The organism is Rhizobium sp. BK098 (genome assembly GCF_014193155.1).
GTDB lineage: Bacteria > Pseudomonadota > Alphaproteobacteria > Rhizobiales > Rhizobiaceae > Rhizobium.
Window position 1 is genome coordinate 205,173 of the sequence record NZ_JACHYY010000005.1, and the last position, 16,173, is coordinate 221,345.

The 16,173-nt window shown below is 60.2% G+C and carries 16 protein-coding genes; 8 read left to right on the forward strand and 8 right to left on the reverse strand.

The features are described 5' to 3' along the window. Nucleotides 1-3 precede the first annotated feature (3 nt). A complete protein-coding gene (locus FHT73_RS15435) occupies nucleotides 4-3,135 on the reverse strand; it encodes a helicase-related protein (protein ID WP_183712720.1) in 3,132 nt (1,043 codons plus the stop codon). 771 nt (nucleotides 3,136-3,906) lie between these two features. Here FHT73_RS15435 and FHT73_RS15440 point away from each other — a divergent pair. The 4 genes from FHT73_RS15440 (at nucleotide 3,907) to FHT73_RS15455 (ending at nucleotide 5,163) form a co-directional block, all read left to right on the forward strand. Next, on the forward strand, nucleotides 3,907-4,128 hold the full coding sequence (locus tag FHT73_RS15440; RefSeq protein WP_183712722.1) for a hypothetical protein: 222 nt from the start codon (nucleotides 3,907-3,909) through the stop codon (nucleotides 4,126-4,128). Between the two features lie 266 nt (nucleotides 4,129-4,394). Beyond that, on the forward strand, nucleotides 4,395-4,550 hold the full coding sequence (locus tag FHT73_RS15445) for a DUF3309 family protein (protein ID WP_015341639.1): 156 nt from the start codon (nucleotides 4,395-4,397) through the stop codon (nucleotides 4,548-4,550). A gap of 45 nt (nucleotides 4,551-4,595) precedes the next feature. Further along, on the forward strand, nucleotides 4,596-4,850 hold the full coding sequence (locus FHT73_RS15450) for a YMGG-like glycine zipper-containing protein (RefSeq protein ID WP_106999459.1): 255 nt from the start codon (nucleotides 4,596-4,598) through the stop codon (nucleotides 4,848-4,850). Between the two features lie 142 nt (nucleotides 4,851-4,992). Then, entirely contained in the window at nucleotides 4,993-5,163 is a 171-nt protein-coding gene (locus FHT73_RS15455; protein ID WP_183712725.1) for a hypothetical protein, read from the forward strand. Nucleotides 5,164-5,296: 133 nt separating this feature from the next. Here FHT73_RS15455 and phbB read toward each other — a convergent pair whose 3' ends face one another. Together phbB and FHT73_RS15465 are read right to left on the reverse strand one after the other, a co-directional pair. Then, entirely contained in the window at nucleotides 5,297-6,022 is a 726-nt protein-coding gene (phbB, locus tag FHT73_RS15460; RefSeq protein ID WP_183712727.1) for an acetoacetyl-CoA reductase, read from the reverse strand. A gap of 163 nt (nucleotides 6,023-6,185) precedes the next feature. Next, nucleotides 6,186-7,367: an acetyl-CoA C-acetyltransferase gene (locus tag FHT73_RS15465; RefSeq protein ID WP_183712730.1), complete on the reverse strand. Its 1,182-nt coding sequence runs from the start codon at nucleotides 7,365-7,367 to the stop codon at nucleotides 6,186-6,188. A 242-nt stretch (nucleotides 7,368-7,609) separates the two neighbouring features. Here FHT73_RS15465 and phaR point away from each other — a divergent pair, with 242 nt between their 5' ends. Next, complete coding sequence (gene phaR / locus FHT73_RS15470) at nucleotides 7,610-8,182, forward strand: polyhydroxyalkanoate synthesis repressor PhaR (protein ID WP_112336177.1); 573 nt, start codon at nucleotides 7,610-7,612, stop codon at nucleotides 8,180-8,182. Nucleotides 8,183-8,521: 339 nt separating this feature from the next. Here phaR and rpmF read toward each other — a convergent pair whose 3' ends face one another. From rpmF to mtgA, 3 genes are all read right to left on the reverse strand, one after another. Next, nucleotides 8,522-8,707, reverse strand: a complete 186-nt coding sequence (gene rpmF / locus FHT73_RS15475) for a 50S ribosomal protein L32 (RefSeq protein ID WP_006724402.1) — start codon at nucleotides 8,705-8,707, stop codon at nucleotides 8,522-8,524. Between the two features lie 172 nt (nucleotides 8,708-8,879). After that, nucleotides 8,880-9,527 carry a glutathione S-transferase family protein gene (locus FHT73_RS15480; protein WP_183712733.1) on the reverse strand — a complete coding sequence of 216 codons (648 nt, stop codon included), beginning with the start codon at nucleotides 9,525-9,527 and terminating at the stop codon, nucleotides 8,880-8,882. A gap of 126 nt (nucleotides 9,528-9,653) precedes the next feature. After that, entirely contained in the window at nucleotides 9,654-10,403 is a 750-nt protein-coding gene (gene mtgA, locus FHT73_RS15485; protein ID WP_246712136.1) for a monofunctional biosynthetic peptidoglycan transglycosylase, read from the reverse strand. Between the two features lie 180 nt (nucleotides 10,404-10,583). Between mtgA and FHT73_RS15490 the strand changes: the two genes are divergently transcribed. Together FHT73_RS15490 and FHT73_RS15495 are read left to right on the forward strand one after the other, a co-directional pair. After that, nucleotides 10,584-11,498 carry a polyprenyl synthetase family protein gene (locus FHT73_RS15490; protein ID WP_183712736.1) on the forward strand — a complete coding sequence of 305 codons (915 nt, stop codon included), beginning with the start codon at nucleotides 10,584-10,586 and terminating at the stop codon, nucleotides 11,496-11,498. A 229-nt stretch (nucleotides 11,499-11,727) separates the two neighbouring features. Beyond that, nucleotides 11,728-12,369, forward strand: a complete 642-nt coding sequence (locus FHT73_RS15495; RefSeq protein ID WP_183712738.1) for a LysE family translocator — start codon at nucleotides 11,728-11,730, stop codon at nucleotides 12,367-12,369. Between the two features lie 24 nt (nucleotides 12,370-12,393). On the opposite strand, the gene ispG is transcribed toward FHT73_RS15495, so the two are convergent. Both ispG and FHT73_RS15505 read right to left on the reverse strand, forming a co-directional pair. Next, complete coding sequence (gene ispG, locus FHT73_RS15500; RefSeq protein WP_120666123.1) at nucleotides 12,394-13,647, reverse strand: flavodoxin-dependent (E)-4-hydroxy-3-methylbut-2-enyl-diphosphate synthase; 1,254 nt, start codon at nucleotides 13,645-13,647, stop codon at nucleotides 12,394-12,396. A 127-nt stretch (nucleotides 13,648-13,774) separates the two neighbouring features. Then, on the reverse strand, nucleotides 13,775-14,974 hold the full coding sequence (locus FHT73_RS15505) for an MFS transporter (RefSeq protein WP_183712740.1): 1,200 nt from the start codon (nucleotides 14,972-14,974) through the stop codon (nucleotides 13,775-13,777). A gap of 256 nt (nucleotides 14,975-15,230) precedes the next feature. Between FHT73_RS15505 and FHT73_RS15510 the strand changes: the two genes are divergently transcribed. Then, nucleotides 15,231-16,103 carry a DMT family transporter gene (locus tag FHT73_RS15510; protein ID WP_183712742.1) on the forward strand — a complete coding sequence of 291 codons (873 nt, stop codon included), beginning with the start codon at nucleotides 15,231-15,233 and terminating at the stop codon, nucleotides 16,101-16,103. Nucleotides 16,104-16,173 lie beyond the last annotated feature (70 nt).

Sequence of the window (16,173 nt, forward strand, 5' to 3'; positions counted from 1 at the left end):
GACCTATTTCTTCATCTGCTCCTTGAGGGCAGCGAGCTTGGCGAAAGGAGAATCCGGATCGATCGGCTTTTCCTTGCGCGGCGGCTTGGCTTCGAAGCGCAACGGCTGCGAGGCACCGCGATTGTTGCGATCATTCCGGTCGCCACGTTCCTGACGATCACCGCGTTCGCCGCGGTTGCCCTGATGCTGCGGACGGCCGCCCTCGCGATTGCCGCGCGGACCCTTGTCACTGCCACGAGCCTCACGATTGTCGCGTCCATCGCGGCGATCACGGCCGCCTTCGCGATTGCCTTCGCCGGCTGCCTGCTCGCCACCACGACGATTGCCCTGCTGACCGCGCCCCTCGCCCTGCTGGCCGCGGCGATCGCCATGGCCACGACCTCCTTGCCGCTGCTGATGGTCGTTGCGGCCGCCCAGACGCCAGAGCAGAACAGGCTTCGGTTCCGCCGGCTCTGCGGTGACTTCTGCAGCGGCAACTGGCTCGGCAGCTACGGCAACTTCCGTCTCAGCAGGTGCCTCGGCGGGAGCGGCTGCTTCCTGCGAAACGGCTTCCACTTCCTTAGCCGGCTCGTCAGTTGCAGTGTCGGCATCATCATGATCGGCCTTTTCGGCTGTGGCGTCCCCAGCCGGTGCGGCGGGCGCTGCGGCCGCATCCTGCTGAGCGAGGAAGGCCGTAGCCTCCTCCGCCTTCACCGCATCGGCGCGATAGCCGAGACCTTTGAGGATTTCCTCCATGTCTTCGAGCGTCGCGCCGAGAATGGAGAGCATCGCTGTCGTCGTCGTGAAGCGACGGCCGTCATAAGCGCCGTCAGGGCGCGAAGCTTGGCCGGGCTTCCACTGCAGCAGCGGACGGATGAGGTCCGCCAGGCGCTCGAGGATGTCGATGCGCACCGCGCGCTTGCCGAGGAACCGGAAGCCGGCAAGCTTGTAAAATGTGCGCTCATAGCCCGGATCGGTGACGACCGAGGTACGGCCGGCGGCCAGAACCGGGATCAGATCGCCATAGCCCGGCTTGTCCAGGCCATCGTTCTTCAGCGCCCAGAGGAGCGTGATGAGCTCGGCCGGAGCCGGCTTCAGCAGGGCGGGCACGAAAATATGGTACGCGCCGAAGCGAACGCCGTAGCGGCGCATCGAGGCACGCCCGTCCTGATCCAGCGATTTCACTTCTTCCGTAACGTCGCGGCGGAACAGAACGCCGAGATTCTCCACCAGCTGGAAAGCCAGCCCCTTGGCAAGGCCCTGCAGATCTTCGGCACGCTGGAGATCGTCCAGCGGCTTCAGGATCGTGCTGATGTGATGGTTCACGAAACGCTCGATACGGGCGGCGACATGATCGCGCGCATTGCCGGTCAGCTGTTCGTCGGCAAGCAGGATGACGCGCGGACGCATGACATGATCGCTGCCTGACAGGCGCGCGACGGGGTCGCCGAGCCAGCGCACGAGGCCATCGGCACTGATCGCGAGATCGCCGTTGCCGGCCGCATGCAGACGTGCGGCACGTGCCTCGAACTCCAGCCCGAGCGCCTTCTGCGAGGCGGTCTGGACAGCTTTAGCATCCGGCCCCTCGGTCCCTGCGATAGGCGTGAACCGGAATCCGGTCAACTGTCCCACATGATGCCCCTCTACGAAGACATCTCCATTCACACTGATTTCAGCTTCCAGCATCGCATTCTCTCTCAGGCGCTTCATGAGCACAGATGTCCTGCGATCAACAAAGCGTTTCGTCAACCTCTCATGTAACGCGTCGGACAATCGATCTTCGATTTCCCGCGTCTTTTCTTGCCAGTGTGTCGGATCGGCAAGCCAGCCGGGCCGGTTCGACACATAGGTCCAAGTCCTTATCTGCGCGATTCGCGCCGAAAGCGTGTCGATCTCGCCATCCGTCCGATCGGCGCGATGCACCTGTTCGGCCAGGAAATCCTCTTTCACCGTGCCATAGCGCACGAGATCGGAAAAGAGGGTGGCGATGAGATCAGCATGCTGGGCAGGCGTGATGCGCCGATAGTCGGGAAGCGCACAGGCCTCCCACAATTTCTCAACCCGAGCCGGGTTGCTGGCAAGATCGACTATCTCCAGATCGCGTGACAGATATTCCAATGCCTGCTGGTCTACCGCAGGCAGCGCGCGCGTCAAGCCCTGCACGCGAGGCGCGTCTTCCAAACTTGCACGCAACGCCGCGATCGAAGCGAAATCCAGTTCTTTGGTGCGCCATTGCAGCACCTTGACCATGTCGAATTCATGTCCCTCGATGCGGCGCACGAGTTCATCGTCGAAAGGATCGACTTGTCCCGTCACCCCGAAGGTGCCGTCCTTGAGATGACGGCCGGCGCGACCTGCGATCTGACCGAGCTCGGCCGGATTGAGATTGCGGAATTGATAACCGTCGAACTTGCGGTCCTGCGCAAAGGCGACATGATCGACATCGAGGTTGAGCCCCATGCCGATCGCATCGGTCGCAACCAGATATTCGACATCGCCGGCCTGATAGAGCGCCACCTGCGCATTGCGGGTACGCGGGCTGAGGGCGCCGAGCACGACGGCCGCGCCACCGCGCTGGCGGCGGATCAGCTCTGCGATCGCATAAACCTCATCGGCGGAAAAGGCGACGATGGCCGTGCGCTGCGGCAGCCGCGTGATCTTCTTCTGCCCGGCGTAGAAAAGATGCGATAGCCTCGGCCTTTCGAGGACGGTAATCCCAGGCAGAAGTTGTCCAAGGATCGGCCGCATCGTGCCCGCGCCGAGCAGCAGGGTTTCATCGCGGCCGCGCAGATGCAGAAGGCGGTCGGTAAAAATATGTCCGCGCTCCAGATCGCCGGCAAGCTGCACTTCGTCGATCGCGACGAAGGAGGCGCGCGTCTCGCGCGGCATGGCCTCCACCGTGCAGACCGAATAGCGCGCATTGGGCGGCGATATCTTTTCCTCACCGGTCACCAGCGCGACGTTGTGCGCGCCGACCTTCTCGACGACGCGCGTATACACCTCACGGGCAAGCAGCCGCAGCGGCAGGCCGATCACGCCGCTGCCGTGTGCCACCATGCGCTCGATGGCATAATGGGTCTTGCCGGTATTGGTCGGTCCGAGCACTGCGGTCACGCCGCGTCCGCTCAGGATCATGGGCTGCGAAGTCTGAGTCATAGGTCCGTGCATAGGCGAGAAACAGCCGTCTTCCGATCAGCCAGCTCCTCCTGGAGGAAACGAACAGATGACGACCATATGTGACAAAGGCAAGACCCGAATGAAAAAACAGATGCGGCAACATTCGATTTCATATTTGAGCGCCTCAACCATAAGCTACATTTACGTTGCATCCCATGCGAGTCCGGGCGAATCCAGAACAGCCTGAGAACGAATCGGAGACGAATCGCTGACTCCGTCATGTTCCTTATTTGTTCACGGCTACATATGGATTGCAATGAAAAGATTGCCACCAAATGCTGAATCTCGTTTACACGGCTTTCCGCAGAAAAAAGGAGTCAAGCGGAGAATCCTCGGCCAGAGAAATTTCGCGCCGTGCCATCGTTAACAATCTGTAAATAATAAGGTTTCGCGTGAATCAGCGGACGACATCAACATCCAGGCCAAAGCCGAAACGAATCGGCGACGAATCGCGGATTCCAAGCGATTCTGTTTTGTTCTCCACAATATCTAGCGGTTTCTCGTCAGGAGGATACCGGACTCTGAATGGTTGAGACGCGAATCCGAGCCGAATCTGCGATTGCGGTTCGTCTTTTGACGAGCGCAGCTATAGTGAATCGACAAATGCACGCAAAAAGTGCAGCCGTTAACACAACGATCAAAGCCGGAACGAATCGGTGACGAATCGCGGATATCAGCGGGTATCGCATTTGTTCACGGCTACATGTTGTATTTCGCCGGAGCAGCATCGCGACATAGAGGTCAGCTTGAATGGCAACGCTGTTGCGGAGTTCGCTGCGAATTAACGAATTCGCCCGCGAACACATCACCTGGACGACATTTGCCAACGGCAGCATCCTTGTATTCGGCATGTCGGCAAACGCCCAGCCGTTAACCAAAGTTCAAATGCAGAACGAATCGCCGACGAATCACGGACATCCGGCCTTTCCCGTTTCGTTCACCACAACCCATTGTATTTTAATGGTATTTTAACCATACAACGAATTTGCCGCCGCGCTTGTAACCGTCACCCGATGCGATCCAATTTAAGGATTCGCTAACCATCCCGACTGCTGTGCGCACGCATTTTTATTTCTTAGCCGGAACAATTGTCGCGCATGCAAGTTTCTATGAGCAGAATTGCGGAATTCGTCCATTCACTGGAACAGTTTCGAGTGGGAAAGCTGGAAGGTTAACGCCATGTCGAACGGCGATAATGGCGGGATATTCGAGCCGGACGGACATGGAGGAGACATATCATGCTTGGTACGGTATTGCTTGTCATACTGATTCTGCTGCTGGTTGGCGCACTTCCCAGCTGGGGTTACAGCCGGTCTTGGGGGTATGGCCCATCGGGTGGTCTCGGGCTTGTTCTCGTCATTGTCCTCATTCTGTTATTAATGGGGCGCATCTGATCCGCAGACATTTTTCAAACCTCGCAACATCAGGGAGCTAACACCATGAAGAAGATTATCGTCGCGATCGCCCTCGTCGGCGCATTGGCGTCGTGCACGTCAACAGAAAAAGGTACGGCGATCGGCGCCGGCACCGGCGCGCTGATCGGTGGCGTCGCCACCCATAGCTGGGGCGGCGCCGCCGTCGGCGCGGTGGCTGGCGGCGTAGTCGGCAACCTCATCGGGCGTTCGGAAGATCGTCGCGGCTACTGCATTTATCGCGACCGCTACGGTCACCGTTATGAGGCTCGCTGCCGCTAAGGCATTGCCTGACCGGCCGTCATTGGCGGCCGGTCAGGATTCGCTCTCGGAAATTCAGGGAGCGGCAGCTCCCTCAACAAAATCGTCTTCCCGCGCCGTCGATCACGGCGAGGTGGCAGTGTTTTGAGAAAGGAACGGCATCATGGCCGCAATCATCGCAAGCATTGCAGCACTCGTTCTTACCGGCACCACTTTTTACGCGCTGGTGAGCGCGGCGAGAGCTCGAGACAGAGAGAAGCGGCAGCTCGCCCTTGAGGCCGTCATCCTGGAATTCAAGCCACGACATCAGCAGCAGGCCTCAACAAGAGGATGATTGCCGGCGGAGCTCAGTAATTCCGTTCGTAACGCGCTATACAGGCTGAAGCGGCTCCGTAGCCCTGAGCCGCTTTTTTATAGCCCTTGCGCAGCTCCCAGCGGAAGACTGGCCTGCGCTTTTCCTGAATTGCCTAGACGAAGAGCTGGCCGCCATTGGCAGATATGGTCGATCCGGTAATGAAACCGGCATCGTCGCTGGCCAGGAAGACGGCGATGCGCGCGATTTCCTCGGGTTCGCCGAGGCGCCCCACGGGAATCTGCGGAATGATGCGCTCGTTGAGCACTTTCTCCGGAACCGCCAGCACCATCTCCGTGCCGATATAGCCGGGGCAAATCGCGTTGACCGTGATGTTCTTGGCGGCACCTTCCTGCGCAAGCGCCTTGGTAAAGCCGAGATCGCCCGCCTTGGCTGCGGAGTAGTTCGCCTGCCCCATCTGCCCCTTCTGACCATTGATGGACGAGATATTGATGACGCGGCCGAAGCTGCGGTCGCGCATGCCCTGCCAGACGTGGTGCGTCATGTTGAAGAGGCCGGTGAGATTGGTATTGATGACCTCGTGCCATTGCTGCGGCGTCATCTTGTGGAATATGGCATCGCGGGTGATACCGGCATTGTTGACTAGGATGTCGACATGACCAAGATCATGCTCGATCTTGGCAATGCCCTTGCCGCAAGCCTCGTAGTCGGTGACATCCCACTTGTGAACGAAAATCCCCGTCACATCATGGAAAGCCCGGGCCTTCTCATCATTGCCGGCATAGGTTGCGGCCACCTTATAGCCCGCATTGTGCAGCGCCATCGAAATGGCAGCTCCGATGCCGCGCGTACCTCCGGTTACCAATGCCACTCTGCTCATGTGCCACTCCCCTTTTTTGTTGCGGAGGCGTGACGCCCGAAGGTCGGGTCGCCCGCTCGCTTTCATCACTTCTTCTCGAAAATTCCCTTCAAGACGCCTCAGAGCATGATGCCGAAAAGTGTCATGCGGTTTTCGGACGACATCATGCTCTATTTCTTTGATTCTAGAGCGCCTCGAAGCACATGGCGACACCCATGCCGCCGCCGATGCAAAGCGTGGCAAGTCCCTTGCGGGCGCCGCGGCGCTTCATCTCGAACAGCAACGTGTTGAGGACGCGAGCGCCCGAAGCACCGATCGGATGGCCGATGGCAATCGCGCCGCCATTGACATTGACGATCGACGTATCCCAGCCGAGATCCTTGTTGACGGCGCAGGCCTGGGCAGCAAACGCCTCATTGGCCTCGACGAGATCGAGGTCGTTGACGGACCAGCCGGCCTTTTCCAGCGCCTTGCGGGAGGCCGGTATCGGCCCAGTACCCATGATCTGCGGATCGACGCCGGCGGTTGCCCAGGAGACAATACGGGCCAGCGGCTGGATGCCGCGGCGCGAGGCTTCCGCCTCGGTCATCAGCACGGCCGCAGCGGCGCCGTCGTTAAGCCCGGAAGCGTTGCCGGCGGTGACGGAGCCCTCCTTGTCGAAGGACGGACGCAGCTTCGCCATGGCCTCCATCGTCGCACCAAGGCGGATATATTCATCGGCATCGACCGTAACGTCGCCCTTGCGCGTCTGGATGGTGAAGGGAATAATCTCGTCCTTGAAGCGGCCGGCCTTCTGTGCGGCTTCCGCCTTGTTCTGCGAGGCAACGGCGAACTGATCCTGTTCCTCGCGCGACAGCTGCCACTGGCGGGCGATATTTTCAGCCGTGATGCCCATGTGGTAGCCGTAGAAGGCATCCGTCAGGCCGTCCTTGATCATGGTGTCGATCATCTTCATGTCGCCCATCTTGGTGCCGGAGCGAAGATTCGCGGCATGCGGCGCCATCGACATGGATTCCTGGCCACCGGCGACGATGATCTTGGCGTCACCGGTTGCGATCTGCTGCAGGCCGAGCGCCACGGCACGCAGGCCCGAGCCGCACAGCTGGTTCACCCCCCATGCGGTCGCTTCCTGCGGAATGCCGGCCTTCATCGCGGCCTGGCGAGCCGGGTTCTGCCCTTCGCCGGCCTGAAGCACCTGGCCGAGGATCACTTCGTCGACTTCTTTGGCATCGACGCCGGCGCGCTCCAGCGCACCCTTGATCGCGGCCGCGCCGAGTTCATGCGCCGGAACGGTCGCGAACGCGCCGTTGAACGAACCGACCGCAGTGCGGGCAGCGCTGGCGACGACGATGGATGAACTGCTCATGGAAGCCTCCTCACAGAATGAACACGTATATGAGGCGAAACTGTCAAAGCTTTGCTCCTGAGTCAAACAGCAAGAATTTTCATCGTACAGATTTCACGAAGCTGTCACCGCCTTCAAAAAATCCAATCAAAGGAAAGGCCTTGCCGCATCGCACAAACCGATTGTCACCAAGCTTCTTTTGCGTCTACACTCCGGAGTGGAGGAATATTCCATACAATCAGACGGGGCCAGGAGACTGATAAATGGCAAAGAATGAGGGCCAGATCGTAATCAAGAAATACGCCAATCGCCGCCTATACAATACCGGCACCAGCACCTATGTGACGCTGGACGACCTGGCGGAGATGGTGAAGAAGGGCGAGGAATTCATCGTCCAGGACGCCAAGAGCGGTGATGATATTACGCATTCGGTCCTGACACAGATCATTTTCGAACAGGAATCGAAGACCGGCAATACGCTGCTGCCGATTTCGTTCCTCCGCCAGCTGATCGGCTATTACGGCGATCAGATGCAGATGGTGGTGCCGAGCTTCCTCGAGCACTCCATGCGTGCCTTTACCGAGCAGCAGACGCAGATGCGCGAGCAGATCAATCGCGCTTTCGGCGAAACGCCGCTCGGCAAGAACCTGCAACTCCCCATCAAGATGGTCGAGGAGCAGGTCCGCCGCAACACAGAGATGTTTCAGCAGGCCATGCAGATGTTCTCGCCCTTCATGCAGCCGCCGGCCAAGGAAAGCCGCAAGGCCGAGGCCAAGGACATCGATGAGCTCAAGGAACAGCTCCGCGCCATGCAGAACAAGCTGGATAGCCTTTGAAATCAGGCGATGCGCTCCTGAATCCTTGGAGAGTTTTCACCCCGCTCTGTCACTGTCGTGACATCTCCCCCACCAGGGGGGAGATTGTTGGGAGTATGTCGCTCCGCTCTGGCAAGTAACCTGATTTAGTTTCTGCAGATGCGATTGTAGCTTGAGGCGAGAAAGTGCCGCGAGTTACCGACCTCCCCCTGGTGGAGGAGATGTCCTGAAGGGACAAAGGGGGTATCAGAGCTTCGGCACAAGCGCAGCCACTTCGTCCCACGAACACACCCAATCAAAACAGAAAAAGGCCGGCGAACCGCCAGCCTTTTATTCATGTGCCATCAAGGCTGCGCTAGATTATGCGCTTTCCTTCGGCGTCAGAACCTGACGACCGCGATACATGCCGGTCTTCAGGTCGATGTGGTGCGGGCGACGCAGTTCGCCGGAGTTCTTGTCTTCGACGTAGGTCGAAGCCTTCAGGGCGTCAGCAGAGCGGCGCATACCGCGCTTGGACGGGCTCGTTTTTCTCTTCGGTACAGCCATTCTCGTTACTCCATGTACGGACGACACATATCCACGGCCAGCAAGGCGGCCGAAACAGACATGCATCAATTTCGGAAATTGGGCGGGCTTATACATGGCTTGGCGGGCTTTGACCAGTCCCTAATAGCATTTTTTGCCCATCGCACCAGATTCGCGGATATTCGAGACCGGGTCAGTCCTCGTCCTCCGGCACGGTCCATGTTTCCTGCAATGCAGCTTCCTCCCATTTTTGCCAGGCAGGCAGCGCCTTCATGGCCGCCATATAGTCCCGCGTATCCGCCGCAACCGCGATGTCATACCGCTCCAGACGGCTGACGACGGGGGCAAACATGGCGTCCGCGCCGGAAAAATTCCCGAACAGGAAAGGCCCGCCAGAAAAGGCTCTCGCCTCGCGCCAGATGGCCTCGATACGCGCCACGTCCTCCATCACTCCGCCGCGGAGATCGCGCCGGGCGACCGGACGGCGCATGTTCATCGGGCAGAAGTTGCGCAGGGCGCTGAAACCGGAAACCATTTCCATGCTGTAGGATCGCGCCAGCGCACGCGCCTGGCGATCTCTCGGCAAAAGCCCGGCGTCCGGGAAAAGCTCGGCCGCATATTCGATGATGGCGAAGGATTCCCATACCTTGAAGCCGCCGTGAACCAGCATCGGCACCTTGCCCGTCGGCGACACCTCACGAATGCGCGGGTTTCCGGCTGGAAAATCGAAAGGGATCAGCACTTCTTCGAAGGGAATGCCGCACCCTTCAAGAGCAATCCACGGCCGAAACGACCAGGACGAATAGTTCTTGTTGCCGATATAAAGCGTGAGCTTGTCCACGATCGCATGTTCCTTTTCAGTGCCGGACTCTGAAGGGAAAGAATTCTTGAAATGATTCATATCGCCCTTACGTCACGGTCAAGAATGCCAGAGGACGACAAGCCGATCGAACGACAAGTTCTGATATCAATCATAAAGGCATTTGATGTATGCGTCGGCGTTGCGCGCGCGGCGCTGGATCAGCGAAGCGAGCTGGCTGAGCCCGCGTCCCGGCTTGCTCGCCACCCGGTCGATCGGGTTCGGCAGCGATACGGCGAGGAGGGCTGCCTGACGTGCCGTGAGCTTGGAGGCCGGCACCTTGAAATGGTAGCGCGCCGCCGCCTCGATGCCGTAAATGCCCGGTCCCCATTCGGCAATATTGAGATAGATCTCCATCATCCGGCGTTTCGACCAGACGGCCGAGGCGGAAACCGCCAGCGGCAATTCCAGCGTCTTGCGTACGAAAGAGCGGCCGTTCCATAAAAACAGGTTCTTCACCGTCTGCATCGGGATCGTGCTGCCGCCGCGCGTGGACCTGCCGCGCAGCGTTTCCTGGACCAGCGCCCGCATCTCGCCCCAATCGACACCACCGTGAAAACAGAACTGCCCGTCTTCCGAGACCATGACGGATTTCACCAGCACCGGCGCGATTTTATCCAGCGGAACCCAGCGGCGGTCATATCCCTGAAGGGTAACGGCGTCGCCTACCATCAGGGTGGAAACGGGGTGGACGAACGGCAGCAGATAAAAGACGATGAAAAGATAGGGCAGCAGGAGGACGCCAATCAATACGAGGACGACGCGCTGCCAAACTGGCCTTGCCTTGAAGCGCGCCAACGGGGAGGAGCGTTGCGGCACCTCGGCTTCCTCCTCCTCATTATCAGTCGATATGTCCAAGTGCCTGACGTCCACGATCGCTCCATCCCGGTACAACCCCTTAATGCATCCGGGAAACGCTCTGATGCTGCATCCCGTCATACCGTCTACATAAAGCGATGACCAGAGCGCGGCGCAATTCCCACCCCGCCGTCGACAATTGTCATTGCCAGCAACGGCCTCTCATGCCAAACAGCGCCCATGGACAGCACCCATTCCTCGTTCGAGAACCGCCTGAAGGACAATGCCGGCAAGACCGAAGCTCTGCTGAACCGGCTTCTCGCCGACGGCAGCCTGAATGACGAGATCGTCCGTCCCGACAGGCTGCTGAGGGCGATGCGCCACGGCGTCCTAAACGGCGGCAAGCGCCTGCGTCCCTTCCTTGTCGCGGAATCGGCGGCGCTTCTCGGCGGCAATGCCGAGGCGGCACTGAGGGTCGGCGCAGCGCTCGAATGCGTGCACTGCTATTCCCTGGTCCACGACGATCTTCCCGCCATGGACGACGACGACCTGCGCCGCGGCCAGCCGACGGTGCATATCGCCTTCGATTACGCGACTGCGATCCTGGCGGGCGACAGCCTGCTCACCTACGCCTTCGACATTATCGCCGCCCCCGAGACGGAGCTACCGGCGGATCGGAAAATCGCGCTCGTGCTGGCGCTGTCGCGTGCGGCTGGCATTGGCGGCATGGCCGGGGGCCAGGCGCTTGATCTCGCCGCGGAGAAGGAAACGCCCGATGAAAATGGCATAACGACGCTGCAGGCAATGAAGACCGGCGCGCTGATCCGCTTTGCCTGCGAGGCCGGCGCCATCATCGCTGGAGCCTCAGCCGAGGACCGCAAGCGCCTTCGGATCTTCGGCGAAAAGATCGGCCTTGCCTTCCAGCTCGCCGACGATCTTCTCGACCTCACCGCCGATGCCGCCACCATGGGTAAGGCAACCGGCAAGGATGCCAGCCGCGGCAAGGGTACGCTGGTTGCCCTGCACGGCCAGGAGTGGGCCGAAACGACGCTCGCAAAGCTGGTGAGCGAAGCGGCCGACCTGCTGTCCGGCTATGGCGACAAGGCGGATGTCCTGACGGAAACCGCCCGCTTCGTTGCGAACCGCAAGAGCTGATCCCGAAGCACCTTCATGGTGTTGCCCGGGGGTGAGCCATCCACTCGACAACGGCTACCGGCCCATGCCTGTTCAGCCATGGCCATCCATTCAGCCATGAAATGTCACCATCACAAGAATCCATGATTGTGCCGGGTGATTTCGGCCGTGTTTTATGACAAGTTGCCGATCCGAGTTGGCCGACAACGCAGAATTCTTCGCGCCGGCCGACACCCCCGGGAAATCTTCCATGCACGATACCCTTGCCTATCTGCCGCAGATCCTGCCGGCCTATATTGCCTACCTCATCGCCGTCGCCAGTCCCGGCCCCGCCATCATGGCCATCATCGGCACCTCGATGACCCATGGCCGCAAGGCCGGCATGTCCATCTCGCTCGGGATTTTCGGGGGATCGATGACTTGGGCGATTGCCGCAGCGGCAGGTCTCGCAACGCTGCTGCAGACCTATGCGATGGCGCTGGAGCTTCTGAAGATCTTCGGCGGCATCTACCTGCTCTATCTCGCCTACAAGGCATTCCGTGCCGTGCGTGCCGGCGGCGAGCTGCCGACCGCTACCGAAGGCCCGAAAACGCCCAGCTTCAGGTCGCTGGTCCTGCGCGGCTATGGCATTCACGTCACCAATCCGAAGGCGATCTTCGCCTGGCTCGCCATCATTGCGCTCGGCATGCCGCAGGGCGCGCCCGCTTCCGTGGCCGTGCTGATCATCGCCGTCTGCTGCACGACCGGTTTTCTGGTGTTCATGGGCTATGCGATCCTGTTTTCGACATCGCATGCGCTGAAAGTATATCGCAATGCCCGGCGCTGGATCGAGGGCGCCATGGCCGGCTTCTATTGCTTTGCCGGCATCAAGCTGCTGACGAGCAATATCTGATACTGCCTCGCTTTAAGCGGCGGATCACTCCGCCGCGACGGTCTTCTGGCCGAACCGCTTTTCGATGTAATCGGTTACCAGCGCCTCGAAATCGGAAGCGATGTTCGGGCCGCGCAGCGTCATAGCCTTCTGGCCGTCGATGAAGACGGGAGCCGCCGGCGTCTCGCCGGTTCCGGGCAGCGAAATGCCGATATCGGCATGCTTGCTTTCGCCCGGACCGTTGACGATGCAGCCCATGACGGCAACGTTCAGCGCTTCGACGCCCGGATATTTCTCGCGCCAGACCGGCATGTTCTTGCGGATGTCGTTCTGGATATTCTGCGCCAGTTCCTGGAAGACCGTCGACGTCGTGCGACCGCAGCCGGGACATGCCGCAACGACGGGAATGAACTGCCGGAAGCCCATGACCTGCAGCAACTCCTGCGCCACCTGCACTTCGCGGGTACGGTCGCCGTTCGGCTCCGGCGTCAGCGAAACGCGGATGGTGTCGCCGATGCCATGCTGCAGCACATAGCCCATGGCAGCGGACGACGCGACGATGCCCTTCGAGCCCATGCCGGCCTCGGTGAGGCCGAGATGCAACGCATGGTCGGAACGCTCCGACAGCATGGAATAGACGGCGATCAGATCCTGCACCTGGCTGACCTTGGCCGACAGGATGATGCGGTTGCGCGGCAGGCCGATCTCCTCGGCAAGATCGGCCGAGATCAGCGCGGATTGCACGATCGTCTCGCGCGTCACCTGCCGGGCCGAGAGCGGCGAGCCTTCGGCAGCGTTCTTGTCCATCAGCGCGGTCAAGAGATCCTGATCGAGCGAGCCCCAGTTGACGCCGATGCGCACCGGCTTGTCGTAACGGATCGCCATCTCGATGATTTCGGCGAACTGCTTGTCCTTCTTGTCCTTGAAGCCGACATTGCCGGGATTGATGCGGTATTTCGCCAGCGCCTCGGCGCAGGCCGGATGATCGGCGAGCAGCTTGTGGCCGATATAATGGAAATCACCGATCAGCGGCACGTCCATGCCGAGCCGCAGCAGCCGCTCGCGGATCTTCGGCACGGCGGCAGCGCTTTCATCGCGATCGACGGTGATGCGCACTAGCTCGGAGCCGGCTTTGTAGAGGGCGGCGACCTGGGCGACGGTCGAATCGATATCGGCCGTATCGGTATTGGTCATGGACTGCACGACGACGGGTGCACCGCCGCCAACGATCACTCCGCCGACATCGACGGCAACGGAGGAACGGCGCGGTTTCGGATCGAAATCGGTGGCGGACGACATGGAAAACTCTCGCAGGCCTCGAAAATGGGTGCCTTTCAGGTGGATCACGAAGCGGTCGTTGTCAACCGCTCCGGCGATCTCTTTTGATCGGACGGAGTTTAGCCGTTACCGAGCAAAAGCGACGAAATTAATGCTTGGCATCCCCGATGCCGTCGGCGTAGCGCGCGAGCGACGAGAAGGCTAGCACGACGAGCAGCAGCACCGGCAGCGTCATCAGGACTGGTGAGAAGCCGACATGCTCGGCGGCAAAACCGATGGCCGATGGCGCGACCAGCATGCCGGAATAGCCGAGCGTCGTGACGACGGAAATGCTGATCCCTGGCTGCAGGCCAGGAATATTGCCGGCAGCGGAAAAGGCGATCGGCACCATGTTGGAAATACCGATGCCACAGAGCGCAAAACCGAGAATGGCGATCTCCGCATTCGGCGCCAGCGCCGCGGTCAGCATGCCGACGATGGCAAATACCGTGCAGATGCGCAGCGTTGTGATGGCGCCTAGCCAGTCGCGCACGAAATCGCCAGCAAAGCGCATGGTCGCCATGGTGCCGGAGAAAGCGGCGTAGCCGAAACCCGATAGCGCCACCGACGCACCTTTTTCCTGGCTGAGATAAAGAGCGCTCCAATCCAGGACCGCGCCTTCCGGCACCATGCAGAACAGCGCAACGATGCCGAGCAGCCACGGCAGCGGAATCATCGGCAGCTTTGCCTTCGGCTTGGCCTCATCGTGATGCGGCTGATCGCCGAGCACCATCGGCCAGGCAATGGCGACGAAAAGCACGGCAATCGCGGTCGAGGCCTCGGCATGACCGAGAATGCCCCAGCGCGAAATCAAGAGCCCACCGATCGCCGCGCCCAAAAGGCCGCCAAGGCTCCAGAAGGCGTGGCAGGAGGACATGATCGCCCGGCGCATGGATTTTTCGACCGAGACGGCATTGGCGTTCATCGCCACATCCATGGCGCCGATGAAACCGCCGAAGAGGAAGAGAGCGACGGCCGCGGTCCAGACATTCGGCGCAAGCGTCAGCGCCAGGATCATCGGCAGCAGCAGCACCGCGAAGGCGCGCACGACGACGCGCGAACCGCGCACGGCGATCTGCGCGCCGGCAAGCGGCATCATCACGAGTGAACCGACGCCGAAGACGAGGATCATCAACCCAAGCTCGAATTTCGTCAGTTGCAGCCGCTCGGCGAATTCGGGAATTTTCGGTGCCCAGCAACCAACCATGAAGCCATTCATCAGGAACATCAGCGAGACGGCTGCGCGCGATTTGGTGAAAAATGGGCTCCTGCGCTCCTTCAAACCCTCCAGTCTCGTTCCGTTGTCCATAAAAACTCCTCCCAAATCTGTGGCGCAGTCTATTTAAATCGATTGAAATCTCAACAATCGAAAAAGCCGCGTCAGTCACATTTCGTCTCCGTCTGTTAAAGTGGGGACGATGGCGCTACAACCCGGAATAAATAACACTGCCGGGCGTCACCCTGATAAAAAGTCCTATTGACGGCGTAAAATTAGGCTCCTATCGGTTGAGACCAGAAAGATTCTTTGGCCGGCCTCGAGTCGGGTCATCCTCTGGTGCATCCCCGTGAAAAACTCCATCAGCTATGGCATCCTGCTTACGGTGTTTGCCTACATGCTGTTCACCGCCCACGATTCGGCGGTGAAGCTGCTCGTCGCCTCCATCCCCGTCTGGCAGGTGCTGTTCATCCGAAGCTGCACCATTCTTGCCGGCTGCTTCGTCTTCGAAGGCCCCTCGCTCGTTCAGAAAGTGGCGCGCTCGCCGATCATCAAGCCGATGATCCTGCGCAGCGTCATCATCCTGATCGCCTGGATTTCCTATTACTCGGCAGCCTCCTACCTGCAGCTCGCCGAAGTGACGACGCTCTATTATGCAGCACCGATCGTCGGCACTATCCTCGCAACCATCGTGCTGCGTGAAAAAGTCACCGTCGCCCGCTGGATGGCAGTCGGCGTCGGATTCTGCGGCGTGGTGATCGCCTCCAACCCCGTGGGGCTATCGATTTCCTGGCCGGTTTATCTGGCGCTGCAGGCCGCCATCCTCTGGGCAAGCGGCATGGTGCTATTGCGCAAGACCGCGCTGCACGAAAAGAGCCATATCCAGATGGCAGTCTCCAACATTCTGTTCATCATCCTGACCGCCGGCATGGCGATTGCCCACTGGCACACACCGACGCCCTTCCAGATCGTGCTGCTGGCGCTGACAGGCATCATCGCCGGCGCCGGCCAGCTCGCCCTTTTCGAAGGCATGCGCCAGGCGCCAGTTTCGGTGCTGGCGCCGTTCGAATATACCTCGCTCGTCTGGGCCTTCCTGCTCGGCTACCTGATCTGGGGCGACATCCCCGGCCCCAACACCTTCATCGGCGCCATTCTGATCCTGAGCGCGGGGTTCATCATCATTATCAGCGAACGGATGAAGCGGCGGGCGGCGGCGGCTTGAGGTGCCTAGATGTGCTTTCGGCAAGCACAAGCCAGAGAGCGAGTCGTAAGCAAACGCTTCAACCGCCGGC